The sequence below is a fragment of the Exiguobacterium sp. s193 genome (assembly GCF_018618755.1).
In the GTDB taxonomy this organism is placed as follows: Bacteria; Bacillota; Bacilli; order Exiguobacteriales; family Exiguobacteriaceae; genus Exiguobacterium_A.
Genome location: NZ_JACSMR010000013.1, coordinates 18,676 through 43,812, shown reverse-complemented (window position 1 = coordinate 43,812; position 25,137 = coordinate 18,676). Strand labels below are relative to the sequence as shown.

The following is a 25,137-nucleotide window of genomic DNA, read 5'->3' as shown; positions in this document are numbered from 1 at the left end:
AGTTGAGCTACTGATGGAAGTGGCAAAAGCTGCGTTTCCGTTTTTCTTAGAGGGACTACAAGTTACGTTATATATTTTCATCATCGCAGTCATTGCCGGGTTTTTAATTGGCTTGATCGTCGCCTTAATGCGTTTGTCACCCTTGAAGATTTTAAACGGAATTGCGATCATCTATATCGATGTCATTCGTGGGACGCCGTTCATCGTCCAATTGTTCTTCATTTACTTTGGTTTGAATTCACTCGAATGGTTATCGATGGACCGGATGTATGCCGGGATTCTAACGGTCGCGATTAATGCTGGTGCTTACTTTGCTGAAATCATCCGGGCCGGCATTCAGTCAATCGACAAAGGCCAGACCGAAGCATCTCGGTCACTCGGGATGACAGGGCGACAAACGATGGTTCAAATCATTTTGCCCCAAGCATTCCGAAGAATGTTACCGACGATTACGAACCAGTCAATCATCAGCTTGAAGGACACGTCGCTGTTATCGATCATCGGCATTGCTGATTTGACGCAGCAAGGACAAGTCCAACAAGCGACGACGTTTGAACCGTTCATCGTCTGGTCCGTCGTCGGTTTAATGTATTTCGTCATCATCTATTTACTGTCGATGTTAGCGAAATTCTTGGAACGGAGGTTTACACTACGATGAGCATCATTCAAGTAGACAATTTAAAAAAGTCATTCGGGCAAAATGAGGTCTTAAAAGATATCTCGGTCGAAATTCAGGAAAAAGAAGTCGTCTGTGTGATTGGTCCGTCCGGTTCCGGTAAAAGTACGTTTTTGCGTTGCCTGAACCGACTCGAGGATATCACGGGTGGCACGGTCATCATCGATCAACACAATATCACGGATCCGAAAGTCGATATCAATAAAGTTCGGGAAGAAGTGGGAATGGTCTTTCAACACTTTAATCTTTTTCCGCATAAGACAGTGCTTGATAACGTCATGCTTGCGCCGGTCAAAGTACGCAAAACGGATAAAACACAAGCCAAAAAATTAGCGCTTGAATTGCTTGATAAAGTAGGGCTTCGCGAAAAAGCAGACAATTACCCAGGTGAATTATCCGGTGGACAAAAACAACGGGTTGCGATTGCACGAGCGCTCGCGATGAATCCGAAAATCATGTTGTTTGATGAACCGACTTCAGCCCTTGATCCCGAGATGGTCGGAGATGTGCTTGAAGTCATGAAACAATTGGCGCTCGAAGGGATGACGATGATCGTCGTGACCCATGAGATGGGCTTCGCACGGGAAGTCGGAGACCGGGTCCTTTTCATGGACGGCGGGTACATCGTCGAAGAAAATGTGCCGGATCAACTTTTTGATTCCCCGCAACACGAACGGACACAATCGTTCTTAAGCAAAGTCTTATGAATACAGAACACAAGTTTCTCCGTCGAGGATACTTGTGTTCTCAGACTGTAGACAACGTGCGATCGGAAGATCAAGCGTCTTTATTCGTTGCTTTCCTCGGGCGAGGCGCAAGCCGTTGCTCCTTGATCCTCACGGACAACGAGCAGGGTCTTGCCTGCCTCTGAACGTGCGTTAAAAACGCACTTTTCCCCGTAGGAGTCAACGAAACATGACGCTTTTCAGGTAACGCCGTGACGGAAGGCCCGGCATGCAGACGGTTTAGGTTTAGGGCGCAATCCGTCTTGAATCGCTTAGAACCGCGAAAAGCAATCGGTCGCGACCCTGCAGCTTTGCTGTAACGGCGCGACCGATTGCCGCTTTGAAGACGAGGCGAGACAGGGAAGCGCGAACGGATTGCTTCTCGATATCGCATCTTCACGCTTCATAAGCGTTTGTCTACACGCTGAGAACACAAGTGTCTCTAGCGAGAACACTTATGTTCTTTTTCATCGAATAAAAAAGAAATGTTTGTATCATAAATTACTGAAGGTGACATCATAAGAAAAACTTATACATTTACCACAGAGAAATTGGGAATTCGAAACGCACTGAGGGCTCAGAAGTAGTAAGATAATAACTAAGGCAAACACTATGGTATAAACGCCTTCAATCGTGGTCATCCTACTTCATTTATAGAGGACGTGCCATTGTCGATTTTTTATGCCACGATATTTGAAAGCGCTAACAGGTAGAGAGCTGGAAATGGACTGTCTTGGGCAGGACAAAGGGTGAAAGAATGAAACGGGGGGAACCGTACATGGCAAGCCGGGAACAGGAACAACAAGCATTTTATGGACCGAACCTTGGGTACATCATCGAAATGTACGAACGATTTTTAGAGGATGCGTCTTCGATTGACGAAGAAACGCGGACTTATTTTGAAACACACGGTGCTCCGGTGACGGAATCGGTCACACCGCTAGAGGTAGAAACAGGGGATTTCGAAAAATATTTAGCAGCGCACCGCCTCGCAGAACGCATTCGTGCGAAAGGTCATCTTGCGGCTGACATTTATCCGCTGAAGGACCATCCGCGGGAAGTGGAATTGCTTGAGTTGGATCAGTTCGGGTTAACGGAAGCGGACTTACGAAAGATGCCGGTTTCGCTCGTCTGTCCAGATCCGCCAACTGGTCTGTCGGATGCGTTTGAAGCGATTGAACACTTAAAAGCGCAATATACGGGAGCAGCTGCCGTTGAACTGCAACACGTCGACGACTTAGAAGAAAAGAAATGGTTACGCCAAAAAGTCGAACAAGGGGCGTTGACGGCAAAACTGACGCGTGATCAAAAGAAACAATTGTTCAAGCGACTGGCTGAAACGGAGTTGTTCGAGAAGTTTCTCCATAAGACCTATGTCGGTCAAAAACGTTTTTCGATTGAAGGACTGGATGCGATGGTTCCGTTACTCGATACGATCATCGGTCACTTGATCACGAATGGTTCTGAAACAATCAACATCGGCATGGCTCACCGTGGACGATTGAACGTGCTCGCTCATGTCCTCGGGAAACCGTACGAAATGATTTTTGCAGAGTTCCAGCACGCACCGAACCACGATCTTGTGCCGTCGGAAGGATCGATCGGCATCACATACGGGTGGACGGGAGACGTCAAATATCATCTCGGTCTTAACCGGAAGATGGAACAACAATCAAGTAACGTCCACGTGACACTTGCGAACAACCCATCACACCTAGAGTTCGTCGATCCGGTCGTCGAAGGATTCACACGGGCAGCACAAGACGATCGGTCCGTTAAAGGGGCACCGGAACAAGTTCAAAACAAAGCAGCAGCGATTTTGATTCATGGTGACGCCGCATTCCCAGGTCAAGGAATCGTCGCTGAGACGTTGAACATGACGAACCTAAAAGGATACAACACAGGCGGTACGATTCATATCATCGCCAACAACACGATCGGGTTCACGACGGAACCGACCGATTCCCGTTCGACACGCTATTCAAGTGATTTGGCGAAAGGGTATGAGATTCCGATTTTCCACGTCAATGCCGATCAGCCCGAAAGCTGTCTAGCAGTCGCGCTTTTGGCGAGCGAATACCGTGCGAAATTCAATAAAGACGTTTTGATTGATTTAATCGGCTATCGCCGGTTCGGGCACAATGAAATGGACGAACCGATGAATACGAACCCGGTTTTATATGATTTGATTCATAACCATGATACAGCGCGTGTCCTCTATGCAAAACATCTTGTCGAGCATGGGGAAGTCTCGCAAGACGAAGTTAAGACCATCGAAAGTGACATTAGCGACACGATGAAAGCGGCGCGCGAAAAAGTACCGAACGTTGAAAAAGAATATGGTGGCATCATGCCGGACGTCGTCTTTAAAGGGGTTCCGACAATCGAGACAGGTGTCGCAAAAGAACAGTTGGTCAGTTACAACGAACAACTGCTTGAATGGCCAAGTGGGTTCAGCGTTTTCCACAAACTCGAAAAAGTTTTAAAACGTCGGACTGATGCCTTGACGACAAAAAACGGAATCGACTGGGGTCATGCTGAAACGCTTGCCTTTGCTTCGATTTTGTCAGACGGTACACCAATCCGCCTCAGTGGTCAAGATTCAGAGCGGGGAACATTTGCGCAACGGAACATTAATTTAAATGACGTCAAGACAGGGAAATCGTTTTCACCGATGCATCATTTGACTTCTGCACGGGCATCGTTTGCTGTCTACAATAGTCCATTATCAGAAGCTGGTGTACTCGGCTTTGAATACGGCTATAACGTCTTTGCACCAGAGACGCTCGTCTTGTGGGAAGCGCAATACGGCGACTTCGCAAACTCGGGGCAAGTCATCTTCGATCAATTCATCGCGGCGAGCCGCGCGAAGTGGGGTCAAACATCAGGTCTTGTCATGCTCTTGCCGCACGGTTATGAAGGGCAAGGTCCAGAACACTCAAGTGGTCGTTTAGAACGTTTCTTGACGTTATCCGGTGAAAAGAACTGGACCGTCGCAAACGTCACGAGTGCAGCACAGTATTTCCACTTATTACGCCGTCAAGCGGCGATTCTTGGTAAAGAAGAAGTCCGCCCACTCGTCGTGATGACGCCGAAGAGTTTACTTCGTCATCCGCTTGCGACATCCGACTTGTCGGAGTTGACATCCGGTTCGTTCAAACGAATCGTCGAACAAGACGGGTTAGGTCAATCACCGGAACACGTCGAACGTCTTGTATTCGCAACGGGTAAAGTCGCGATTGATTTAGCGGATGCGCTTGCGAAGTCGGACGAATCATATGACTGGCTGCATATCGTCCGCGTCGAGGAAATCTATCCGTTCCCGGCGAAACAGTTGAAAGAGTTAGTCGCGCGTTACCCGAATGTCACAGAAATCGTTTGGGTCCAAGAAGAACCGAAAAACATGGGCGCATGGTCTTATATTGAACCACGACTCGAATCTGTCGCACCAAACGGGATCACACAAGTCCGTTATATCGGTCGCAGACGCCGGTCGAGTACGGCTGAAGGAGATCCGACCGGTCACAAAGTCGAACAAGCACGTATCATTAACGATGCGTTGACACGAACGACAGCACGGACGGAAAACGAACAAGAAACATCAAACACGAACGCGTAAAAAGTGATTTAGCAGAGATTGAACCATAGTCATAGGGGGACAAAAACGATGGAAATCAAAGTACCAGAACTTGCCGAATCAATTACAGAGGGGACGGTCGCTTCATGGTTAAAACAACCGGGCGATCACGTAGAAAAAGGGGAAGCAATCGTTGAGCTTGAAACGGACAAAGTAAACATCGAAGTACCGTCCGATGAAACAGGAACATTATCAGAAGTCATGGCAGCAGAAGGTGATACGGTGCGTGTCGGGGAAACCATCGCCATCATCACGGTTGGCGGAGAAGCAGAAGCTCCGAAACAAGCAGAAGCGCCAAAGGCAGAACCGAAGCAAGAAGAAGTCAAGCAGCCTGAAAAAGAGCAACCGGTCGCAGTCGCAGCAACTGAAAAAACGTCAGCGGCTGATCGTCCGATTGCTTCTCCAGCGGCACGGAAATTGGCACGGGAAAAAGGGATTGATCTCGCGCAAGTGGCGACACAAGACCCGCTCGGTCGGATTCGTGTCCAAGACGTTGCGACGTTCGAAGTTTCACCACGCGAGCAAGCACCTGTAAAGGAAAAAGCAGCACCGGCACCGAAAGCACCAGCACAAGCAGCTCCTGGTAAACCGGAAGAGCGGATTAAAATGTCACGTCGTCGTAAGACGATTGCCAACCGTCTCGTCGAAGTGCAACAGACGGCGGCGATGTTGACGACGTTCAACGAAATCGATATGTCGGCCGTGATGGCGTTACGGAAACGGCGTCAAGAAAAATTCGTGAAAGACAACGATGTCAAACTTGGGTTCATGTCCTTCTTTACGAAAGCGGCTGTCGCAGCATTGAAAAAAATGCCGTACTTGAATGCTGAAATCCAAGGCGATGAAATCGTTCTTAAAAAATTCTATGATATCGGGATTGCCGTGTCTGCACCAGACGGACTTGTCGTACCGGTCGTGCGTGACGCGGACAAAAAGAACTTTGGTGAGATTGAAAAAGATATCATCAGTCTGGCGGTTAAAGCACGCGATAATAAATTAGGATTGTCTGATTTAACGGGTGGGACGTTTACAATCACGAATGGTGGGACATTTGGTTCATTGATGTCGACACCAATCTTGAACGGTCCTCAAGTTGCGATTCTCGGGATGCATGCAATCAACTTACGTCCTGTCGCAATCGATGCAGAACGAATGGCAAACCGTCCGATGATGTATGTCGCGCTTTCATATGATCACCGGATTGTTGACGGAAAAGAAGCCGTGACGTTCTTGAAACACATCAAAGATTTACTTGAAGATCCAGAATCGTTGATTTTTGAAGCGTAATTAACGATACATGTGAGGCGTTCTCCTTTAAATCGGGAGGACGCCTTTTCGTCTGTCCGGGAATGATAGGACAACGATAATTACAGGGTTGTCATCGTTTCTAAAAACTTCTTCACCCGAACTACATCTTTCCTTCACAGTCACAGCGTAAGATTCAATCTGTAAGTTACTTTTAAGGGGGAAATTCAACATGATGAAACAGATTGGCGTTACCGTACTTACAGGAGCGATCGTTGCAACGAGTTTTGGGAGTATCGATGCTTCGGCACATCAACAGAAACACAGGTTACTCGATCCGGATCGTGTCGTCAACATCGCCCACCGTGGTGCTTCTGGTTATGCACCTGAACATACGATGACTGCATACCAATTAAGTCATAAAAAATTAAAAGCCGACTACATCGAAATCGATTTACAGATGACGAAAGATGGTAAGCTGATTGCGATGCACGATGAGACGGTCGACCGGACGACAAACGGAACAGGTGCTGTCAAAGATAAGACATTAGCAGAGATCAAGCGACTTGATGCAGGAAGCTGGTTTAATACGGCGAATCCTGAATACGCGAAGGCTGAATATAAGGGACTTCGAGTTCCGACACTCGATGAGATATTTGATACGTATGGCAAACATGCAAATTATTATATTGAAACAAAATCACCTGAAGTCTACCCGGGGATGGAAGAAAAATTACTGAAAACGTTACAACGTCATGGTCTGTCAAGCGATCGCGTCAAACCGGGCCAAGTGATGATTCAATCGTTCAGTCAAGAAAGTTTGTTGAAAGTCAAACAGCTGGACGCACGTCTCCCACTCGTTCAATTGATGGATGCAGCGACGGTCAAAGCGATGACACCAGAGGCACTCGATCAGCTTCAGACGTACGCAGTCGGACTCGGTCCTTCCTTTAAAGGGTTGACACGTGAAAACACAGCGATGATTCGGGAGCGTGGGCTGTTGCTCCATCCCTACACAGTCAATGAGAAAGCCGACATGGAACGCATGCTCGAATACGGGGTGACGGGCGTCTTTACGAACTACGCGGACCGGTTCAACGAAGTAATGCGCGAAATGAAAAAGAAATAACGGAGTGTTCATCCAAGATGGGGTTGACGTAACAGTCAGCTTCATCTTTTTTGGTTCTATTTTAAAAAATAGCAATCCAATTTCGAATGGGATACGTATGCTCACTAATTAAAGAAGCAGTTGATTTGCAATGTAATCGTCCATTTGATGTTAGAATTTTATTCAAAAAATGGTACGCTAAACAAAGCGAATTAGGATGAGCATGATTTTTGATGCATCATCAGCGGAAGGGGTGCGCGCATGCGGATTACACAATACACAGATTATGGCCTGCGGGTCTTGATTTACCTTGGCGTTCATAGAGGGAAAATTACGCCGATGCCGGCAATCGCCAATCACTATGGCATCTCAGCGAATCATTTGATGAAAGTGACGCAACAGTTAACGAAACTTGGATATGTCGAGTCGACACGGGGACGAACGGGTGGACTGAGACTCGTGAAGGATCCGGCAGAGATCAACATCGGACAAGTCGTCCGTGAGATGGAGCCGATGGACATCGTGGAATGTTTTTCAGCAGAAGGGCGATGTGTGATTGAACCGAGTTGTCACTTAAAAGGAATACTCGGACGCGCCTTACGTGCCTTTTTGAAGGAACTGGAACAGCATACGTTAGCAGAACTCGTAGCAAACAAAGACGAGTTGGCACTTTTGTTTGACGCTTCACCGTCATCCGTTCATTCATGAGAAGTAAGTGAAACGAGAAAAAAAGACATCACCTGACCCGAATGGATTCGGAAGATGATGTCTTTTTTTGCTTATTTTCGAGTCGAACGTTTTTTAGGCGTCACATGTTCCTTATTCTTAGAGAGATCGTCTTGCACCGATCCTTTCCATAAAGGGACGTCACTATAGTAAGCAGCACGGGCAATCAGGTGACTTCCGATCGGAGCCGTCGTCAGAACGAATAAAATACCGAGAAACGTCCGGGACGAGAATAACCCTTCTTCTGTGACAAAAAACAAGATGACACTAATTAGAATACTCATCACGCCGAGCGTAGCACTCTTGGAGGCTGCGTGTGCGCGAGTATAGACATCGGGAAGGCGAATCAACCCGAGGGCCGCGACGATGCTGAAAAATGCACCAATCAAGGCAAAGGCGGCTACGAAAAACTCATTTATTGCGATCACGTTCGATAATCTCTCCTTTCTCAATAAATTTCGAGAAGGCGACTGTCCCGATGAAGGCTAAGATACCAATCAAGAGGATGACTTCGAGGTAGTCACTCGTCCGTAAGAGGATCGACACTAAGCCGACAATCGAAATTAAGCTAATCCCGATCGAATCGAGTGCAATAACACGGTCAGCAACCGAAGGTCCTTTGATGACACGATAGAACAGTCCGAGCATCGACAGGAATACGCCTCCTAAGGCGAGGTAAATGATGAACTGAAACATCAACGACTCACCTCCAAGATGGCTTTTTCGAAGCTGTTCCGAATGGCCGCGACGGCTTCGTCCGCTTCGGGCATATGCAGGGCATGAATGTAGAGCGTTTTATTATCATCTGAGATATCGACGACGAGTGTACCTGGTGTCAATGTAATCAACATTGAAAGCAATGTAATCTCCCAGTTTTTCTTTAAGGTCGTCTCATACGCAAAGATTCCGGGCTGGATGTCGAGGCGCGGTTTTAAGATGACCGTCAAAACTTGAATGTTCGCAACGACGAGTTCGTATAAAAAACGAACCGATAGTCGTACGAGGGCGATGACGGGACCGAGATAAAACCGGCTGCTAAAGCCACGACGCATCGCAAACATCGCGATTAGCCCGAGGAGGTAACCGACGATGAATGACGAAGTCGTAAAGGTGTTCGAGAGAAACATCCAGAGAACGGCTAAAAAAGCATTGAGCATTAATTGGAATGGCATCGTTTAGCCCCCCTTCAGTACAGCTTGAATATAAATTGATGGGTCGACGAGCGGATCAACGGCTTGGGTGATGAACGGCCGGACCGCTTCCGCACCAACCCCGTAAGCGACGGTAATCGTCACTAAGAGAATCGTCGGAGCAATCAGTTGTTTAACGAGATGTCGTCGTGAGCCCGTATAGGTCTTTGGTGTGCCCCAAAATCCACGGATGAAAATTTGCATGACAGAATAGAGGACAAGCAGGCTTGACGCGAGCACGATGAACGGTCCGACCAGATCACCGGCCTCGATTCCGCCACGGACAATCAGCAGCTTCCCGATGAATCCACTGAACGGTGGAATACCGGCAAGCGATAGCGCAGCGATGAAATACGTCCAGCCGAGCAACGGATAATCTTTAATCATCCCGCCCATACTTTTTAAGCGACTCGAGCCCGCGATCCCAATCATGATTCCGACGAGTAAGAAGAGTGCTGCTTTAATCAACATGTCATGTAACAAGTAGAAGACCGCACCTTCGAGCGATTGACGTGTCATGACGGAAACGCCGTAAAGAATCACGCCGACCGCTACGATGATGTTGTAGATTAAAATTTGTTTCGCATCCTTCGTCGCGAGGGCACCGATGACACCGATGATGATCGTCGCGAGGGCCAGTCCGCCAAGGAGCGAATGGATGATCCCGACTTCGTTTGAGAAAAACAAACTATACGTCCGCAAGATGCCGTAGACGCCGACTTTCGTCAACAGGGCGCCGAACAAGGCGAGGACCGGTGTCGGCGGTACTTGATATGAACCCGGTAACCAGAAATAAAGTGGAAAGATTGCCCCTTTTAAGCCGAAGACGACTAAAAATAGGATAGCGATGACACTTAAGATACCAGGCTGATTGATTTCGGCAATCTTTTGTGAGATATCTGCCATGTTGAGCGTGCCGATGATGCCGTATAAAAAGGCGACGGTCATGACGAACAACGCAGACGAAATGACATTGACCAATAGGTACTTCAAGGATTCGCGCAATTGAGCCGGTTTCCCTCCGAGTACGATCAAGACATACGATGAAATCAAGAAGACTTCAAAGAAGACGAACATGTTAAAGATATCACCTGTCGTAAAGGCGCCATTGACACCGACGAGCAAAAACTGGACGGCGATGTAGTAATAAAAACGCTGGTGTTGTTCCGACAAGTACGTCATCGAGTACCAGATGACGAAGAAGACGAGTAGGCTCGTCGTTAAAACGAGTAACGCCGACAACATATCTGACACGAGTGTGATGCCGAACGGTGCCGGCCAACTCCCGAGCGTGACGGTCAGAATCCCTTGCGCCTTGACTTGAAAGACAAGATACAAGGAAACACCAATCGTCAATAACGTCGACAAAAATGAGACAATCCGTTGCATCCAGAGTTGTTTCGTGAAAAACATCAATAAGACGCCGGTCAGAAGTGGAATTAAAATCGGTAATAACGGTAAATTAATCATTCGTATCGGTTCCTTTCATTTCCTCGATATTATCAGTCCCAAGCTCCTGATACGCTCGGTAGGCAAGAACGAGGAAAAATGCCGTTACCCCGAAACTAATGACGATTGCGGTCAAGACGAGTGCTTGCGGGAGTGGATCGGTATATTTCGTCACACCTTCTTCAAGAACGGGAGCTGCCCCGGTCTTCAGTCCACCCATCGTGATGACGATCAGGTGGGCAGCGTGGCTGAGTAATCCAGTCCCGATGATGATGCGTAAGATACTTTTTGAAAGAATGAGATAGACGGCACACATCGTCAAGATGCCTGCAGCTATCGCCATGATAATCTCCATCTTTTAATCACTCTCCCCAATCGTTTGAATGATCGTCATCGTGACACCGACGACGACGAAGTAGACCCCTAGGTCAAATAACATGGCCGTATGCAAAGATGTTTTTCCGAACAAGGGTAATTCAAAATAACCGTGCGCGTGGGTGAAGAACGGCACATTAAAAAGCAAGGCGCCGGACGCAGTCAAGACAGCGATCAACATCCCGACGGCCGTCACCATCTTGTAGTCGAACGGCAGGATTTGCCGAAGTGTCTTGATGTCAAAGGCAAGCAAAATCAAGACGAGGGCGGATGAAGTCACGAGTCCGCCGATGAATCCACCACCCGGCGTGTAGTGTCCGGCGAAAAACAGGTAGACGGCAAATAAGAAAATAATGAACGTGATGAACGTCGTCGCTGATTCTAAAATGACGTCGTTCGTATTCTTTTTCATTGGTTTTTTCATTTATCGATCCCTCCTGTCTTTCTAAAGTGGATCATCGCATAAATCCCGAGTCCTGCAATCGCGAGGACACTGATTTCAAACAAGGTATCAAAACCACGGAAGTCAACGAGAATGACATTGACCATGTTGCCGCCCGCTGCAAGATCCGCGACGTTGTCGATGTAGTATTTAGCAATCGAAGCAAATGACCGTTGACTGAGCGAGGCGAGGGCGACAAGTGTCACACTGAGCCCGACCAAGATTGAAATCGCGGCATTTCCTAATTTAAATTTGATCCGCTCTTCTTTTCGGCTAATCTCCGGCATGTGGTAGAACACAAGCAAGAATAGCGCAACAGAGACCGTTTCGATGACGAGTTGCGTCAACGCAAGGTCAGGTGCCCGGAACAAGACGAAGAACAAGGCGACCGTATATCCAGCGACACCGAGTAAGATGATCGATGTCAGGCGCGACCGGGCGAACGTGATCGAGAGTGCACTACTGACGAGGACAAGGACTAAGATGATTTCGTAAGTGGAAATCGAACTTAACGGATCCACGTCAAAGGCAAAGGCATCGAAGAAAAACAAACTCGATAATACAAGTAGGACGATGAAGCCAAAAATATAGACGAGATAGGACCGCATGTAGCCGGTCATGACCGCATCATGAATTCCGGTCGAAACGTTTTCGCCCCGGCGTAACAATCCGTCATATTGATGATTCAAGGAGAAACTTTTTGGCATCCGGTGATAGAGCGATTGCCATTTCGGGAACGTCTTGAACAAGAGGAACCCGACCGTGATGATGATGAAAGTGAATAACAGTTCGGTGTTGAAGCCGTGCCAGAGTTTGATATGAACATCGATTTCACCGCCGGCAGCCAGGACTTGCGGTAATATTGCTTCAACGGCAGGACGAATCAACGTGTTAGACAAGAGGTTCGGGAACAGTCCGATCAAGATGACGAGTGACGCCAAGAAAATCGGAGACACGAGCATCCCGAGTGGTGCCTCGTGTGGTTTTTTCGGAAGTTTGTCATGTTGTTTAGGTCCGAGGAACGTCCGGTAGACGATCAGTAAACTGTAAACGAACGTAAAGATACTTCCGACGACCGCGAAGAGCGGGAACAGGAAACCAAACGTTTCCAAGTGGAATAAACCAGATTCCGAAACCTGATTGACACCTGTCAGGAACATCTCTTTACTCAAGAACCCGTTGAATGGAGGAACACCTGCCATCGACAACGTTCCGATCATCGCAATCGTAAATGTGACCGGCATCAACTGAGAGAGCCCCCCAAGTTTCCGTAAATCACGTGTCCCCGTCTCATGGTCGACAATCCCAGCCATCATGAACAAGCTTCCTTTAAAGGTCGCATGATTAATCAAATGGAAGACGGCGGCGACAGTCGCAATCGTATAGAGACTGTCGGGCAAGGCTTCGACTTGTAGTGCGGCAGCCCCTAAGCCGAGGAGTGACATGATGAGACCGAGTTGCGAAATGGTCGAGTAGGCGAGTATCGCCTTCAAATCAACTTGTTTGACGGCGTTGAGTGATCCCCAGAACAAGGTGAACATCCCGACACCCGAGACGAGATAAAACCAGAGCGGCGTCTCAGCAAAGATCGGGCTCATCCGGGCGACAAGATAGAGACCGGCTTTGACCATTGTCGCCGAGTGAAGATAGGCGCTGACAGGTGTCGGAGCTTCCATCGCATCCGGTAGCCAGATGTGAAAAGGGAATTGAGCCGATTTCGTAAAGGCCGCTAACAAAAAGAGGACGAGTGCGACAAGGAATAACGGGTCGTCACTATACGTACTGAGCGTACTGAACGACTCGCGGATACTAAAGGAGCCGGACAGTAAAGAAAGAATCGAAATCCCACCGAGCATCGAGAGTCCACCAAAGACGGTGATCAGCATCGATTTTTGAGCACCATAGCGTGAACGTTCGCGTTCATACCAATACCCAATCAAGAGGAATGACGAAATCGATGTCATCTCCCAGAACATGTACAAGACGATCATGTTGTCGGATAAAACGATTCCGAGCATCGCCGTCATGAAGAGGAGCAGGTAGACATAAAAATTATGCAGGGCTTCTTTTTTCGCATCCAGGTAATAGATGGAGTAAAGAACAACGAGCGTCCCGATTCCTGTGATTAACAGCGCAAACAATAATCCGAGCCCATCTAGATAGGCGACGAAATTAATTCCAAGCGATGGAATCCATTGCATCGACTGCGTGACGGTTTCCCCGGCCATCGTTTGACTGATGTACTGACTAAAGTAGATGACGAGTGTAAGAGGGACGAGCAAAACGAACCATCCCGTGTGCACGGAGCGAAACTGTTTGTACAAGAACGGAATAAATAGACTAGCAAGTAATGGCAACAAGATGGCCAAGTGAAGCAATGACACAAGATTCCCTCCTTTGAAATGAACCGAATAAATGAAAGAAGGACTTCGTACGCAAGCTTTTTTTCTGCTTGGGACTTGTCCTCTCAGCCATATCCATTCGATTATATGTTTGAGCACCTGATAAAAGTATAGCGTAAATTCGTCGTCTCTGCATGACTTGAACCCTCATGAATCAATGGATGCGTAAGTTTTCAGAAAAAATATTAAATATGTAGGAACACGGGTGAAAAAAATGAAAAAAAGACTAAAAAATTTTTCTTGTGATGAAGAAAAGGATTATGATTAATCGTTTCGGGGAACATAAAACAAGTAATGTCAACTAAGGATAATGGGGGAATGTAGTCGTGAACAACACATTAAAGAGGGGACTCATAGTAGCAGGTAGTGTAGCCTTAACAATGGTAGTGATTAAACAATACAAGCGTGCTTGTGTGAATGACGGACAAAGCATCAGTGACTCAGCTGAAATCGACCGACGTCCTAGCGTCGATCAACCGCATGATGAGGCGGAAGTCGGCTTGACACAACTCGATTCTATCCAACGGTCGGATTGGCAAGCGAATGGTTTCCCACAAACGCATGCTGAACTAGAACAACTCGAGAAAGAATAATATAAAACAGCGCGTCCTCGTTTGAGGGCGCGCTGTTTATTGATTAAGCACTTGTCGTCTCGAGTGCCTGTATGCGCTCACTGTGTGCTGTATACGACGAGAGGTGTTCGAATTGATGCAAGGTCAGTGTCGTCATGCGACGTTGACCGGTACTCGATTCGAGGAGTAAGTACGCTTCGTTCTGATCTTGCCCACCACCATCGAAGCGGATATGGGCAGTGATTAAACGGCCATCATTCGTTTGCATATAAATATCATAACCACCAAAGTCGACTCGATTAAAGCGATTTGCTTCGTTGACGATGTGTTTGAATGTTTCAATAACGGGATAAGACATGATTGTTCCTCCTTCTTCATTAACCAACAAAAAACGAGCTAGTCCTAAGATTAACCGTTCCGTTAATTATTATTCCCATTAAATTGAAGAAGTAAACATCTAAAAAGAATCTTTTTTTTTGCTTGTTATGAAACGGGTTTCATAGCGTATTTTGGAATTAGAAAGCGCGTGACTGGAGAAATACCTTCCGGGCGTCAGCTTAAAACGAAAAAAAGCAGCCGATCGGCTGCTTTTTTTTGTTTAAAGTTCAACGTTATGATAGACCTGCTGCACATCTTCCAAATCTTCGAGTGCATCGACCATTTTTTCGAATTGTTGGACATCTTCTTCTGATAACGCGACTTCGTTTTGAGCGAGCATGACGAGTTCGGCAACTGAAAAATCGGTCACACCAGCCTGTTTAAGCGTCTCCTGGACCGTGTGGAACTGATCTGGTTCCGCGTAGATGATGACGGCTTCCTCTTCTTCTAAGATGTCACGGACGTCGATGTCCGCTTCCATCATCAATTCGAGGACGTCATCTGCTGATTTCCCCTCGAACGCAAAAATTGCTGTCGCGTCAAACATATAGGCGACAGAACCACTGACGCCCATGTTGCCACCGTTTTTACCGAAGGCGGCCCGCACATCTGAGGCTGTCCGGTTGACGTTGTTCGTCAACGTTTCAACGATGACCATCGAACCACTTGGCCCGAATCCTTCATAACGAAGCACATCAAAGTTCTCTTCTGCGCCACCTTTTGCTTTTTCAATTGCCCGGTCAACGATAGCGCGAGGTACGTTATATGTTTTCGCACGTTCGAGAACGACTTTGAGTGCTTGGTTCGACTCGGGATCCGGCTCACCCTGTTTCGCAGCGACATAAATCTCACGACCGAATTTTGCATAAATCCGGCTCGTGTTCTTGTCTTTAGACGCCTTTTTTTCTTTAATGTTATTCCATTTACGACCCATCAGAATCCACTCTCTTTCACATGACTTCGATTTAGTTGGAAACCAGCTGGCTTCCTCTGCGTTATCAGTATACATCAAAAACAGCCCGATGCTGAATCAAAATGATAGGGGAAGACCTGACTTTTTGGGGTAGACGTTTACATATAGTGTGAATGCGGGAACAAGGAATAAATGTACAGCTATTCTGAAGGGGTGACGGATCATTAATAAGCAGGCAGTTTTTCACCGGGCGATGTCGCCGTATGTCTATAAGTACGATCAAGAAACGGTTCATATCAGGTTGACGACAGCAAAAGGGGATGTCGACCAAATCCGTCTCATTCATGGCGATCCATACGAGTGGGATGCGGAACGAGAAGAGGACCGCGACTGGAATTTTGATCCGGATAAAGAGAAGTTTTGGAAAACGCAACAAACAGATATGATCCGTACTGGGTCTGATGCGACGCACGATTATTGGTTCGTCGCCATAAAACCGAGTCGAAAACGTGTCCGCTATGGATTTAAATTGATGACAGCTGAGGAGACGGCAATCTATACGGAACGTGGGTGGTACGACGAGATTCCACTTGACCATCCCGGCTATTATTTTGCCGTTCCTTACATGAATGCTGTCGACGTATTTGATGCGCCGGAATGGGTCAAAGAAACGGTCTGGTATCAGATTTTCCCTGATCGTTTTGCGAATGGGGACGTTACAAACGATCGTCCAGGAACGGTCCCGTGGGCTTCTGAAGCACCGGCGTACGAGAACCACTTCGGGGGCGACTTCCAAGGTGTCATTGATCACATTGATTACTTGAAAAAACTTGGTATTAGTGGAATTTATTTCTGCCCGGTCTTTGCAGCACCATCAAACCATAAATACGACACGCTCGACTATCTGAAGCTCGATCCGGCGTTTGGAACGGAAGAAAAGTTTCGTGAGATGGTCGAACTGCTACATGCGAACGGGATTCGTGTACTGCTTGACGCCGTCTTTAATCATGTCAGCGTCGACCACCCGACGTTCCAGGATGTCATCAAACGAGGGGCTGACTCAGAATATGCCGATTGGTTCATGATTGATTCGTTTCCGATCCAGATGGACCCGCACCCGAACTATGAAGTCTTTGCTTTTGAAGCCAATATGCCGAAGTTGAACACGGCCAATCCGGATGTCAAAGCCTATCTGCTGAAAGTCGGGCGATACTGGGTCGAAGAGTTTGGGATTGACGGCTGGCGGCTAGATGTCGCGAGTGAAGTCGACCATGCTTTTTGGCGTGAATTTCGAAATGAAGTCCGCACAGCAAACCCGGAAGCTTATATCGTCGGGGAATGCTGGACGGATTCGCAAGAATGGTTGTTCGGAGATCAATTTGATGCTGTCATGAATTATGGACTGACAGAAGCCTTTTTAACATTTTTTGCGACGGGAGAAACGACAGCATCTGAATTCAGTCATGCGGTCGTCCGTAATTTAAACGGGAACTCGATGAACGTCAATGAAGTGATGTTCAACCTCGTTGGTTCGCACGATACACCGCGGGCACTGACGCGTGCGAACGGAGACAAAGCCCGGATGCGACTGCTATTGTTGTCCTTATTAACGTTTACCGGCAGTCCGGTCATTTATTATGGGGATGAGATCGGACTGGCCGGGGGACAGGATCCTGCTAACCGAAAATGCATGGAGTGGAATCCTGATGAACAAGATAGGGACTTACTTGCCTATGTCACGAACTTGATTGCAATCCGAAAAGCGCATCCGACGCTAGCAAATGACGGGACGTATACATTCGAACAAGTAGATGATTCCAACGCATGTTTCGTCATTCGCAGAACGTCCACCCAAGGAGACTATCTGATTGTCATCAACAACGGGCAAGAAGCAGTTTCATTTACGTTACCAGGTCAGGCCGTCGATTTGCTCGACGGGACGGAATATGAAACTGAAATCCGGTTGGCTCCTGTGCGTGGTACGATTTTACGCCTAAAAGATGAGTGAATGAAAAAAGGATTGACGCGAACCAGCGTCAATCCTTTTTTGATTAGGCAAAGAAGGGGTGAATCAATAAACCACTCCGGAGTTTAGGTTCAAACCACGTCGATTTTGGCGGCATGACTTCATTCGCGTCTGCCACCTGCATCAAATCAGTCAAATCGGTCGGATGTAAATGGAAGGCGACGGCCATCGTCCCGCTGTCGACGAGCTGTTCGAGTCCTGCGTAACCACGGATTCCGCCGACGAATTGAATCCGGGCGTCGGTCCGAGGATCTTCGATTCCTAAGAGCGGCGTCAATACGTCATGTTGAAGAATGGACACGTCAAGACTGTCCTTGACCGATGCCTTTTCGCCGATATAGTCGAGCGTGTACCACTGGTGTTGAAGGTACATCTCAAACCGGTGTTTGGCAGTTGATTCGGCGCGACCTGGTGTGACTGTGAAGCGGTGGCGGATCCGCTCAAGTAATTCTGCGACTGATTGTCCGTACAGGTCTTCAACAACGCGGTGATAGCCGAGAATTTTTAATTGGTCGCTTGAGAAAGACACGGTGAGAAACAGTTGAGCCGCCTCGTTGTCCGGATGTAACTTTGCAACTTGCGACGCTGCTTCTGCCCGGTGATGCCCGTCTGCAATATAGAGTGCATCGTGACGGGCGAACTGGCTACCGATTGTCAACATAGCGGTTCGATCCGTTACTTTATAGATCGTATGCTCGATCCCGTCGTCCGCGATGAATTGATAGAGTGGATCTTGTGCCGTCTGTTCCGTGACGATCCGGTCCAGTTCGTTGTCCGGCTCGTGGGCAAGAAGGATAGGGCCGGTATGTGCATGTAAGGCATCGACTTGGCGAACGCGGTCCCGTTCTTTATCAGGACGTGTGAACTCATGTTTCCGAATCAGTCCGGCGTCGTAATCTTCGACGGCGGCACAACCGACAAAACCGGTCTGGATGTGTTGCCCATCACGCAAACGATATAAATAGTAGCACTCGTCTGCGTCAAGCTCGAGAATGTGACTGTCGCGCGCCTCCTTGAAATGAAGTGCCGCTTGTTGATACACACGTGGGTCGTGATCATCAATCAAATCAGGTAACGTCACCTCGGCTTTATCAATCCGTAAAAACGATAACGGATGGCGACGGACTTCTGCCCGTCCTTCTGAACGGTTGACGACATCATAAGGCAAAGCGGCGAAAGCTTCTGCATATTTTTGTTGCGGACGTAATGCTTGGAAAGGTTCGAACGTTGGCATACCATCACTCCTTTACAGTAATCGTGTTTTTAAGACGCCAGGAATCGCATCGAGCTGTTTCAAGGAAATCGTTTCATCGAGATGGTTGTCGATATCGATGATCGTGTAGGCGATCGGTCCTTTACTGCCGTTAATCATATTGGCGATATTGATGCGTTCCGTCGCAAGGACCGAGGCGATTTGGCCGACCATGTTCGGAATGTTTTGATGGGCGATCGTCAATCGGCGTTTCCCGGAATAGGCGAGTTCGACCGATGGGAAGTTGACGGAATTATGGATGTTGCCGGTCTCAAGAAACGTTTTTAGCTGATCGACGGCCATGATGGCACAATTTTCTTCCGCTTCAGCCGTCGATGCCCCGATATGCGGCAACGGGATGACGCGCGGTAACGAGAGGATGAAGGCATTCGGGAAATCGGTCACATAGTTCGCGAGACGACCGGACTTGAGAACGGTCGCAAGCGCTGCTTCGTCAATCAATTCGCCGCGCGAGAAGTTCAGCAACGTCGCGCCTTGTTTCACTTTTGAGAGCAACCGTTCGTCGAGCAGATGGTGGGTCGCATCGACGAGAGGGAGATGGAGTGTGACATAATCGCTCGTCGCAAGCAACTCTTCAAGATTGGTCGCACGCTGGATTTGATTCGATACACGCCATGCCGATTCGACCGACATGTGCGGATCGTACCCGGACACGGTCATCCCGAGTTCATGTAACGTATTGGCAAGACTCGCCCCGATTGCCCCGAGACCAACAATTCCGATCCGTTTTCCTAACAGTTCGGTCCCGACGAATTGCCGTTTGTTCGCTTCAATCCGTTCCGGGATATCAGGTCCACGTAAGTTATTCGTCCAAAGGATACTCGGGACCAATTTACGGGCCGTTAAAAAAAGGCTGGCGATAACAAGCTCTTTGACGGCATTTGCGTTCGCGCCAGGCGTCGAAAAAACAGGGATCCCCCGATTCGCGAGTTGCTCAAGGGGGATCGTATTGACACCAACACCAGCCCGGGCGACGGCTTTTAAAGAATCAGCGAATGGCATGCCATGTAAATCTTTACTTCGGACGAGAAAGGCATCCGGTGCCTCGACTTCACGGTGGACACGATATGCGTCCGTGAAGCGGCTCAGCCCTTTTTCGGACAGGTCGTTCCACAACTGAATTTGATACATTTACCGTTCCCCCTGTTCAAATGTATGTAAGACGGTGATCAAGGCCTCGACACCGGCATCCGGCATCGCATTATACAGGCTGGCACGCATTCCTCCGACCGATCGGTGCCCTTTTAGGTTCACCAGGCCATGTCGTTCCGCATACGTTAAAAAAGCTTGATCGAGTGTTTCGTCTCCCGTCGAAAACGGAATGTTCATTAAACTCCGGTTTTCGTGTACGACATGATTTGAAAAAAGTGTGGAGCGGTCTAAGGCGTCATAAAGTGCGGCCGCTTGAGCACGGTTACGTGCTGTAATGGCACTGAGACCACCTTCTTCTTTCATCCACTCAAGGACGAGTTTCGTCAAATAAATACTGTAAGTCGGCGGCGTATTATAGAGCGAATGGTGTTTTGCATGAATGTCATACCGCAAGTAGGAGCCAAGAGCATCCGGTGTCCGCCGTAACAAGTTCTTTTTCATGATGACAAGCGTCATCCCGGCAGCACCGAGATTTTTTTGCGCCCCGGCATAAATGACATCAAATTGACTGACATCAATCGGTTCCGATAAAATCGAAGATGAAAAATCAGCGACGAGCGGGACACCGACCTGTGGTACTTCACGAAAAGTCGTTCCTTCAAGCGTATTGTTCCACGTCACATGCAAGTAGTCCGCATCGGAAGAGAACGGTCCGGTTGGGATCGACCGGTACTGATCCTCTTGGGAAGAGGCGATAATTCGTGTCGATGCATAAGGTGCAGCATCGGCAATCGCTTTTTGTGACCATCCCCCCGTATCGATGAAGTCCACCCGTTTTGTCTGTGCAAGGTTCATCGGTAACATTGAAAATTGAAGGGTAGCGCCTCCTTGAAGGAATAGAATCTCGTAATCATCAGGAACATTAAGTAATTCACGGACGAGTGACGTCGCGTCATCCAGGATTCCTTCGAATAGCGCAGAACGATGACTGAGCTCAAGGACGGACTGGAAAGAACCACGATAGTTTAATAATTCCGATTGTGCTTTGAGTAACACTGGTTCAGGTAAAACGGCTGGACCGGCAGAAAAGTTAAAGACAGTCATCTAATTCCTTCTTTCCCCTTAATTTTCAGAAAATATATACAACTTCAGTGTAACGGAATGAAAACAGATTTTCAAATCGTTCCTATCGTGATTCATAAGTATGAAAAAAACCTCACAACAACTGTGAGGTTTTTAAAGAGCGAGACGATGTAGTGATCTTCAACGTCCATCTTGGTCAAGTGACGTGGACTGTGAAAAATGCCACTTCCAGCCTTGCTCCGTCAATTGATAAAGTGAGACGACCCGAAAACGTCCAAGGTAGGAAGTCGTACCGTATTGGAATTGATCTTCAGTCAGTGTTTGGACGAGGGCGGTCGTTTCGAAAAGTTCGACGACAGTTGATTCATCAATAGAAGAAACCCATTTAATTAAATCAATGTCGACGTAATGATCGAGATACGTTTCAGCGTCGAATTGCCGGCCGAGTCCATCGATGAAAGAAAAATTAGGGGATAACAGTTCATTCATCGCTTCGCGATTTCCAGTCATCAAATGATCGTGCCTTGCTTGTAAGACTTGTTGTAGCGCTTCGCGCGTAGAAAGTTGCATATTTTTTCTCCTCTCTTGTCCATAGCCAGTTTATCATGAATGAAAAACAAAAAAGACCCTGCATCAGCAGGGTCTTGAAAAATTAAAGTTTAGTAACGTTAGTTGCTTGCGGTCCGCGTTGACCTTCTTCAACTTCGAAAGAAACCTCTTGACCTTCGTCAAGTGATTTGAAGCCATCAGTTTGGATAGCTGAGAAGTGAACGAAAACGTCGTCGCCGCTTTCACGTTCGATAAAGCCAAAACCTTTTTCTGCGTTAAACCATTTTACTGTACCTTGTTCCATGTGTGTTGCCTCCTGCGTGCGACTGAGTCACACTGATTATTACTACCGTGATCAATTTCATCGAGTTAAAGCGTAAACTTCTTATCTCCACCGAACAACAATAATTACTTAATAATATACCATAGCCAAGCGGAGAAGGGAAGGGAAATCGAAAAAAGAATTAAAAAAGAGGATTCGCAAATGCGAATCCTCTAAAGAAATTAAAGTTTAGTAACGTTAGTTGCTTGCGGTCCGCGTTGACCTTCTTCAACTTCGAAAGAAACCTCTTGACCTTCGTCAAGTGATTTGAAGCCATCAGTTTGGATAGCTGAGAAGTGAACGAAAACGTCGTCGCCGCTTTCACGTTCGATGAAGCCAAAACCTTTTTCTGCGTTAAACCATTTTACTTTACCTTGTTCCATGTGTGTTGCCTCCTGCGTGCGACTGAGTCACACTGATTATTACTACCGTGATCAATTTCATCGAGTTAAAGTGAAACACTTTTATCTCCACCGAACAACAATAATTACTTAATAATATATCATGCCCTTTTAAAAAAAGGAAGGATTAAACAGAAAAAAAGTCAACTTCTACTAATTCTCTTGAAATCGCTTCACGGTATTCAGGACATGAAAGGGTTCAATGGTCAGATGACGAATAAGAATTAAAGCGGAACGTTCATGATGTTTTTTGTGGTTGCTGGGTCACATGTTTCAACGCAGCAATTAAATAACCATGAACGGAATCGTGCCGGCGTGGTTCTGACCAGACGGCTTTAAAAATTTGGGTTAGCGTTTTTTGAATGCGCTGTTCATCTGATATGACGCGTGTGAGTAAAAGATAAAGCGAAGTTTCGTACCGGTCATATAGCAACTCGAGGGCATGACTGTTCTTTAGTTCGATTTGCTCAAATAATTCTTTGTCGGTCTGCATGCTCTCCTCCTTAAGTAAATTATTAGTAGGTTATTATGAAATTTTCCTATGTGCTGTTTATATTGTTTTCCCCTGAAGGTAAATATTAAACACTTGAACTGTTTAATATTAAGATATTTAAAATTAGTCTGTAAGGAAGGTGGAAGTGTATGGAAAGCCGAGTCGTTATCAGACCTTATATAGAAGAAGATGCACAAGAATTACTTGAAATGAATGTGCGAAACCGTAATCATTTTGAATACTGGATGCCGCTTAAACCAACAGATGAACACTATACGCTAGAAGCACACATGAAGCGGATTCGCGAGACGACGTGCAAAATGCAAGAGGATCGTTATTATGCGTATGGTGTCTTTTTACGTGAGACAAACGAATTGATCGGAGAGGTCTCTGCTTCGTTCATTCAACGATTCCCGGCGCAGACATGTATGATTGGCTATCAGCTTGACCGGCAATATAACGGACGTGGATTGATGGCTGAAGCTGTCCGACAAGCAGTCGAATCGTTTTTTGACAAGCACGATTTTCACCGGTTGCGTGCTGAAGTCATGCCAGAGAACCAGGGGTCAATCCGTGTCCTTGAGAAAGTCGGATTTCGGCAGGAAGGGCTCGCTAAAAAAAGTTTATACATCAATGGATCCTGGGAAGATTTTTTACTGTTTGCGTTACTGAAAGAAGAATTTTTAACATAAGGAAGAAAGTAAAAGATGCCGGTACCGACCCGACAGACCGTCCCGCAAAAGACATGACCGTGTCCGGGAATATGTTTAGTCGAGTGAACCAAAACGAGCTATTTCAGATGGATTAAAGATTAGTTCCATCGATTAACTCAAAAAAATGCTCTAAAGACGAACGTTTAATAATAAAATAGACTCATTATTGGTTTTTAAAGCAAAAATATTTGATAAACCTTTGACAGGGATCATTACGTTCGATATAGTGTTCAAGTACGAACGATTGTAAGTTTTGGATTTAAAAATATTCGTAATTTGGAGTGTTTAAAATGGATGTAGTATTTGATTATGAAGATATTCAGTTAATTCCTGCAAAATCAATTGTCGGCAGTCGGTCAGAATGTGATACGACGGTCGAATTTGGTGGCAGACGATTTAAATTGCCTGTCGTTCCGGCAAACATGCAGACGATCATTGATGAATCAATTGCGACGTACTTAGCTGAAAATGGTTATTTTTATATCATGCACCGATTTGAACCGGAGAAACGCCGCGCTTTCGTTGAGACGATGCAAACGAAAAATTTAATCGCCTCGATCAGCGTTGGTGTCAAAACCGACGAATATACATTCATCGAAGAACTCGCACAAGCAGGGCTCGTGCCGGAATATATCACGATTGATATCGCGCATGGTCACTCGGATGCTGTCATTCAAATGATTCGACACATCAAACGGTTATTACCGAATAGTTTTGTCATTGCTGGAAATGTCGGGACACCGGAAGCGGTCCGTGAGCTCGAAAATGCAGGTGCCGATGCAACAAAAGTCGGAATCGGGCCAGGGAAAGTCTGTATCACGAAAATTAAAACAGGATTTGGGACGGGCGGTTGGCAACTGGCGGCACTTCGCTGGTGCGCAAAAGCTGCCAGCAAACCGATCATCGCTGACGGTGGTATCCGGACACATGGTGATATTGCGAAATCCGTCCGTTTTGGCGCAACGATGGTCATGATCGGTTCACTGTTCGCAGGACATGAAGAATCGCCGGGTGAGACACATGAAGTCGATGGAGTCCGTGTCAAAGAATATTTTGGTTCGGCATCGGAGTTTCAAAAGGGAGAAAAGAAAAATGTCGAAGGAAAGAAAATGTTTGTCGAGCATAAGGGAAGCTTGGCTGACACGCTGATTGAAATGGAGCAGGATCTTCAATCGTCGATTTCTTATGCGGGCGGAAATAAATTGCCGGCCATCCGGACCGTCGATTACGTCGTCGTCAAAAACTCAATCTTTAATGGTGATAAAGTATTTTAATTGAAATGGGGACACTAAAAACTGACGAACGGTCATGATGCCGGTTCGTCAGTTTTTTTTGCATACAATGTAT

26 protein-coding genes are annotated in these 25,137 nt (G+C 47.0%); 10 read left to right on the top strand and 16 right to left on the bottom strand.

Annotation, left to right across the window (positions count from 1 at the left end; all coding sequences use genetic code 11):
• Positions 1-13 precede the first annotated feature (13 nt).
• From KNQ04_RS13720 to KNQ04_RS13695, 6 genes are all read left to right on the top strand, one after another.
• Positions 14-658, top strand: coding sequence for an amino acid ABC transporter permease (locus tag KNQ04_RS13720; protein ID WP_214851434.1), 645 nt, complete (start codon positions 14-16; stop codon positions 656-658).
• A complete protein-coding gene (locus KNQ04_RS13715; RefSeq protein ID WP_251137062.1) occupies positions 655-1,383 on the top strand; it encodes an amino acid ABC transporter ATP-binding protein in 729 nt (242 codons plus the stop codon). The genes KNQ04_RS13720 and KNQ04_RS13715 overlap by 4 nt, the downstream gene beginning before the upstream one ends.
• A gap of 775 nt (positions 1,384-2,158) precedes the next feature.
• Complete coding sequence (locus KNQ04_RS13710; RefSeq protein ID WP_214851432.1) at positions 2,159-5,020, top strand: 2-oxoglutarate dehydrogenase E1 component; 2,862 nt, start codon at positions 2,159-2,161, stop codon at positions 5,018-5,020.
• A gap of 48 nt (positions 5,021-5,068) precedes the next feature.
• The gene (odhB, locus tag KNQ04_RS13705; RefSeq protein ID WP_214851430.1) at positions 5,069-6,325 is read left to right on the top strand and encodes a 2-oxoglutarate dehydrogenase complex dihydrolipoyllysine-residue succinyltransferase; all 1,257 of its coding nucleotides are present in this window, start codon (positions 5,069-5,071) and stop codon (positions 6,323-6,325) included.
• Between the two features lie 190 nt (positions 6,326-6,515).
• Positions 6,516-7,412 carry a glycerophosphodiester phosphodiesterase gene (locus KNQ04_RS13700; protein ID WP_214851428.1) on the top strand — a complete coding sequence of 299 codons (897 nt, stop codon included), beginning with the start codon at positions 6,516-6,518 and terminating at the stop codon, positions 7,410-7,412.
• Positions 7,413-7,652: 240 nt separating this feature from the next.
• Positions 7,653-8,099 (top strand): Rrf2 family transcriptional regulator, encoded by a 447-nt coding sequence (locus KNQ04_RS13695; protein ID WP_214851426.1) that lies wholly within the window; start codon positions 7,653-7,655, stop codon positions 8,097-8,099.
• Positions 8,100-8,170: 71 nt separating this feature from the next.
• On the opposite strand, the gene mnhG is transcribed toward KNQ04_RS13695, so the two are convergent.
• Genes mnhG through KNQ04_RS13660 form a run of 7 tightly spaced genes read right to left on the bottom strand, consistent with a single transcriptional unit; the run spans position 8,171 to position 13,957 of the window.
• A complete protein-coding gene (mnhG, locus tag KNQ04_RS13690) occupies positions 8,171-8,545 on the bottom strand; it encodes a monovalent cation/H(+) antiporter subunit G (RefSeq protein WP_214851425.1) in 375 nt (124 codons plus the stop codon).
• Positions 8,529-8,813: a Na(+)/H(+) antiporter subunit F1 gene (locus KNQ04_RS13685; protein WP_214851423.1), complete on the bottom strand. Its 285-nt coding sequence runs from the start codon at positions 8,811-8,813 to the stop codon at positions 8,529-8,531. The genes mnhG and KNQ04_RS13685 overlap by 17 nt, the downstream gene beginning before the upstream one ends.
• Positions 8,813-9,289, bottom strand: coding sequence for a Na+/H+ antiporter subunit E (locus KNQ04_RS13680; RefSeq protein WP_214851422.1), 477 nt, complete (start codon positions 9,287-9,289; stop codon positions 8,813-8,815). Before KNQ04_RS13680 ends, KNQ04_RS13685 begins: the two co-directional genes overlap by 1 nt.
• 3 nt (positions 9,290-9,292) lie before the next feature.
• Complete coding sequence (locus KNQ04_RS13675) at positions 9,293-10,777, bottom strand: Na+/H+ antiporter subunit D (RefSeq protein WP_214851421.1); 1,485 nt, start codon at positions 10,775-10,777, stop codon at positions 9,293-9,295.
• Complete coding sequence (locus KNQ04_RS13670) at positions 10,770-11,111, bottom strand: Na(+)/H(+) antiporter subunit C (RefSeq protein WP_214851420.1); 342 nt, start codon at positions 11,109-11,111, stop codon at positions 10,770-10,772. Before KNQ04_RS13670 ends, KNQ04_RS13675 begins: the two co-directional genes overlap by 8 nt.
• A gap of 3 nt (positions 11,112-11,114) precedes the next feature.
• Complete coding sequence (locus tag KNQ04_RS13665) at positions 11,115-11,555, bottom strand: Na(+)/H(+) antiporter subunit B (protein ID WP_214851419.1); 441 nt, start codon at positions 11,553-11,555, stop codon at positions 11,115-11,117.
• Positions 11,552-13,957: a Na+/H+ antiporter subunit A gene (locus KNQ04_RS13660; protein WP_214851418.1), complete on the bottom strand. Its 2,406-nt coding sequence runs from the start codon at positions 13,955-13,957 to the stop codon at positions 11,552-11,554. Before KNQ04_RS13660 ends, KNQ04_RS13665 begins: the two co-directional genes overlap by 4 nt.
• Positions 13,958-14,301: 344 nt before the next feature.
• On the opposite strand from KNQ04_RS13660, the gene KNQ04_RS13655 reads away from it, so the two are divergent.
• Positions 14,302-14,568: a hypothetical protein gene (locus tag KNQ04_RS13655; RefSeq protein ID WP_214851417.1), complete on the top strand. Its 267-nt coding sequence runs from the start codon at positions 14,302-14,304 to the stop codon at positions 14,566-14,568.
• Positions 14,569-14,611: 43 nt separating this feature from the next.
• On the opposite strand, the gene KNQ04_RS13650 is transcribed toward KNQ04_RS13655, so the two are convergent.
• Positions 14,612-14,905, bottom strand: a complete 294-nt coding sequence (locus tag KNQ04_RS13650) for a hypothetical protein (protein ID WP_214851415.1) — start codon at positions 14,903-14,905, stop codon at positions 14,612-14,614.
• Positions 14,906-15,145: 240 nt separating this feature from the next.
• Positions 15,146-15,859 carry a YebC/PmpR family DNA-binding transcriptional regulator gene (locus KNQ04_RS13645; RefSeq protein WP_214851414.1) on the bottom strand — a complete coding sequence of 238 codons (714 nt, stop codon included), beginning with the start codon at positions 15,857-15,859 and terminating at the stop codon, positions 15,146-15,148.
• A 202-nt stretch (positions 15,860-16,061) separates the two neighbouring features.
• Here KNQ04_RS13645 and KNQ04_RS13640 point away from each other — a divergent pair, with 202 nt between their 5' ends.
• Positions 16,062-17,846 (top strand): glycoside hydrolase family 13 protein, encoded by a 1,785-nt coding sequence (locus KNQ04_RS13640; protein WP_214851461.1) that lies wholly within the window; start codon positions 16,062-16,064, stop codon positions 17,844-17,846.
• 43 nt (positions 17,847-17,889) lie between these two features.
• On the opposite strand, the gene KNQ04_RS13635 is transcribed toward KNQ04_RS13640, so the two are convergent.
• The 7 genes from KNQ04_RS13635 to KNQ04_RS13605 form a co-directional block, all read right to left on the bottom strand.
• Positions 17,890-19,098: a DUF1015 domain-containing protein gene (locus KNQ04_RS13635; protein ID WP_214851413.1), complete on the bottom strand. Its 1,209-nt coding sequence runs from the start codon at positions 19,096-19,098 to the stop codon at positions 17,890-17,892.
• Between the two features lie 12 nt (positions 19,099-19,110).
• Positions 19,111-20,268, bottom strand: coding sequence for a phosphoglycerate dehydrogenase (locus tag KNQ04_RS13630; protein ID WP_214851412.1), 1,158 nt, complete (start codon positions 20,266-20,268; stop codon positions 19,111-19,113).
• Positions 20,269-21,333 carry a 3-phosphoserine/phosphohydroxythreonine transaminase gene (gene serC, locus KNQ04_RS13625; RefSeq protein WP_214851411.1) on the bottom strand — a complete coding sequence of 355 codons (1,065 nt, stop codon included), beginning with the start codon at positions 21,331-21,333 and terminating at the stop codon, positions 20,269-20,271.
• Between the two features lie 159 nt (positions 21,334-21,492).
• Positions 21,493-21,882, bottom strand: coding sequence for a nuclear transport factor 2 family protein (locus KNQ04_RS13620; protein ID WP_214851410.1), 390 nt, complete (start codon positions 21,880-21,882; stop codon positions 21,493-21,495).
• A gap of 82 nt (positions 21,883-21,964) precedes the next feature.
• Complete coding sequence (locus KNQ04_RS13615) at positions 21,965-22,165, bottom strand: cold-shock protein (protein ID WP_029330387.1); 201 nt, start codon at positions 22,163-22,165, stop codon at positions 21,965-21,967.
• 200 nt (positions 22,166-22,365) lie between these two features.
• Positions 22,366-22,566: a cold-shock protein gene (locus KNQ04_RS13610; protein WP_012370557.1), complete on the bottom strand. Its 201-nt coding sequence runs from the start codon at positions 22,564-22,566 to the stop codon at positions 22,366-22,368.
• A 256-nt stretch (positions 22,567-22,822) separates the two neighbouring features.
• Positions 22,823-23,077 carry an RNA polymerase sigma factor gene (locus KNQ04_RS13605; RefSeq protein ID WP_214851409.1) on the bottom strand — a complete coding sequence of 85 codons (255 nt, stop codon included), beginning with the start codon at positions 23,075-23,077 and terminating at the stop codon, positions 22,823-22,825.
• Positions 23,078-23,226: 149 nt separating this feature from the next.
• Here KNQ04_RS13605 and KNQ04_RS13600 point away from each other — a divergent pair, with 149 nt between their 5' ends.
• Both KNQ04_RS13600 and guaC read left to right on the top strand, forming a co-directional pair.
• Positions 23,227-23,769: a GNAT family N-acetyltransferase gene (locus KNQ04_RS13600; RefSeq protein ID WP_214851407.1), complete on the top strand. Its 543-nt coding sequence runs from the start codon at positions 23,227-23,229 to the stop codon at positions 23,767-23,769.
• 311 nt (positions 23,770-24,080) lie between these two features.
• Positions 24,081-25,064 (top strand): GMP reductase, encoded by a 984-nt coding sequence (gene guaC, locus KNQ04_RS13595; RefSeq protein WP_214851404.1) that lies wholly within the window; start codon positions 24,081-24,083, stop codon positions 25,062-25,064.
• Positions 25,065-25,137: the final 73 nt, after the last annotated feature.

Excerpts from the sequence above, each read along its gene's own strand:
- KNQ04_RS13685 (WP_214851423.1), bottom strand. The coding sequence starts at position 8,813 with ATGTTTCAGTTCATCATTTACCTCGCCTTAGGAGGCGTATTCCTGTCG.
- KNQ04_RS13650 (WP_214851415.1), bottom strand. The coding sequence starts at position 14,905 with ATGTCTTATCCCGTTATTGAAACATTCAAACACATCGTCAACGAAGCA.
- KNQ04_RS13710 (WP_214851432.1), top strand. The coding sequence starts at position 2,159 with ATGAAACGGGGGGAACCGTACATGGCAAGCCGGGAACAGGAACAACAA.
- KNQ04_RS13700 (WP_214851428.1), top strand. The coding sequence starts at position 6,516 with ATGATGAAACAGATTGGCGTTACCGTACTTACAGGAGCGATCGTTGCA.
- guaC (WP_214851404.1), top strand. The coding sequence starts at position 24,081 with ATGGATGTAGTATTTGATTATGAAGATATTCAGTTAATTCCTGCAAAA.
- KNQ04_RS13670 (WP_214851420.1), bottom strand. The coding sequence starts at position 11,111 with ATGGAGATTATCATGGCGATAGCTGCAGGCATCTTGACGATGTGTGCC.
- odhB (WP_214851430.1), top strand. The coding sequence starts at position 5,069 with ATGGAAATCAAAGTACCAGAACTTGCCGAATCAATTACAGAGGGGACG.
- KNQ04_RS13610 (WP_012370557.1), bottom strand. The coding sequence starts at position 22,566 with ATGGAACAAGGTAAAGTAAAATGGTTTAACGCAGAAAAAGGTTTTGGC.
- KNQ04_RS13675 (WP_214851421.1), bottom strand. The coding sequence starts at position 10,777 with ATGATTAATTTACCGTTATTACCGATTTTAATTCCACTTCTGACCGGC.
- KNQ04_RS13630 (WP_214851412.1), bottom strand. The coding sequence starts at position 20,268 with ATGTATCAAATTCAGTTGTGGAACGACCTGTCCGAAAAAGGGCTGAGC.
- KNQ04_RS13635 (WP_214851413.1), bottom strand. The coding sequence starts at position 19,098 with ATGCCAACGTTCGAACCTTTCCAAGCATTACGTCCGCAACAAAAATAT.
- KNQ04_RS13615 (WP_029330387.1), bottom strand. The coding sequence starts at position 22,165 with ATGGAACAAGGTACAGTAAAATGGTTTAACGCAGAAAAAGGTTTTGGC.
- KNQ04_RS13695 (WP_214851426.1), top strand. The coding sequence starts at position 7,653 with ATGCGGATTACACAATACACAGATTATGGCCTGCGGGTCTTGATTTAC.
- KNQ04_RS13620 (WP_214851410.1), bottom strand. The coding sequence starts at position 21,882 with ATGCAACTTTCTACGCGCGAAGCGCTACAACAAGTCTTACAAGCAAGG.
- KNQ04_RS13665 (WP_214851419.1), bottom strand. The coding sequence starts at position 11,555 with ATGAAAAAACCAATGAAAAAGAATACGAACGACGTCATTTTAGAATCA.
- KNQ04_RS13680 (WP_214851422.1), bottom strand. The coding sequence starts at position 9,289 with ATGCCATTCCAATTAATGCTCAATGCTTTTTTAGCCGTTCTCTGGATG.
- serC (WP_214851411.1), bottom strand. The coding sequence starts at position 21,333 with ATGACTGTCTTTAACTTTTCTGCCGGTCCAGCCGTTTTACCTGAACCA.
- KNQ04_RS13605 (WP_214851409.1), bottom strand. The coding sequence starts at position 23,077 with ATGCAGACCGACAAAGAATTATTTGAGCAAATCGAACTAAAGAACAGT.
- KNQ04_RS13600 (WP_214851407.1), top strand. The coding sequence starts at position 23,227 with ATGGAAAGCCGAGTCGTTATCAGACCTTATATAGAAGAAGATGCACAA.
- KNQ04_RS13715 (WP_251137062.1), top strand. The coding sequence starts at position 655 with ATGAGCATCATTCAAGTAGACAATTTAAAAAAGTCATTCGGGCAAAAT.
- KNQ04_RS13720 (WP_214851434.1), top strand. The coding sequence starts at position 14 with ATGGAAGTGGCAAAAGCTGCGTTTCCGTTTTTCTTAGAGGGACTACAA.
- KNQ04_RS13645 (WP_214851414.1), bottom strand. The coding sequence starts at position 15,859 with ATGGGTCGTAAATGGAATAACATTAAAGAAAAAAAGGCGTCTAAAGAC.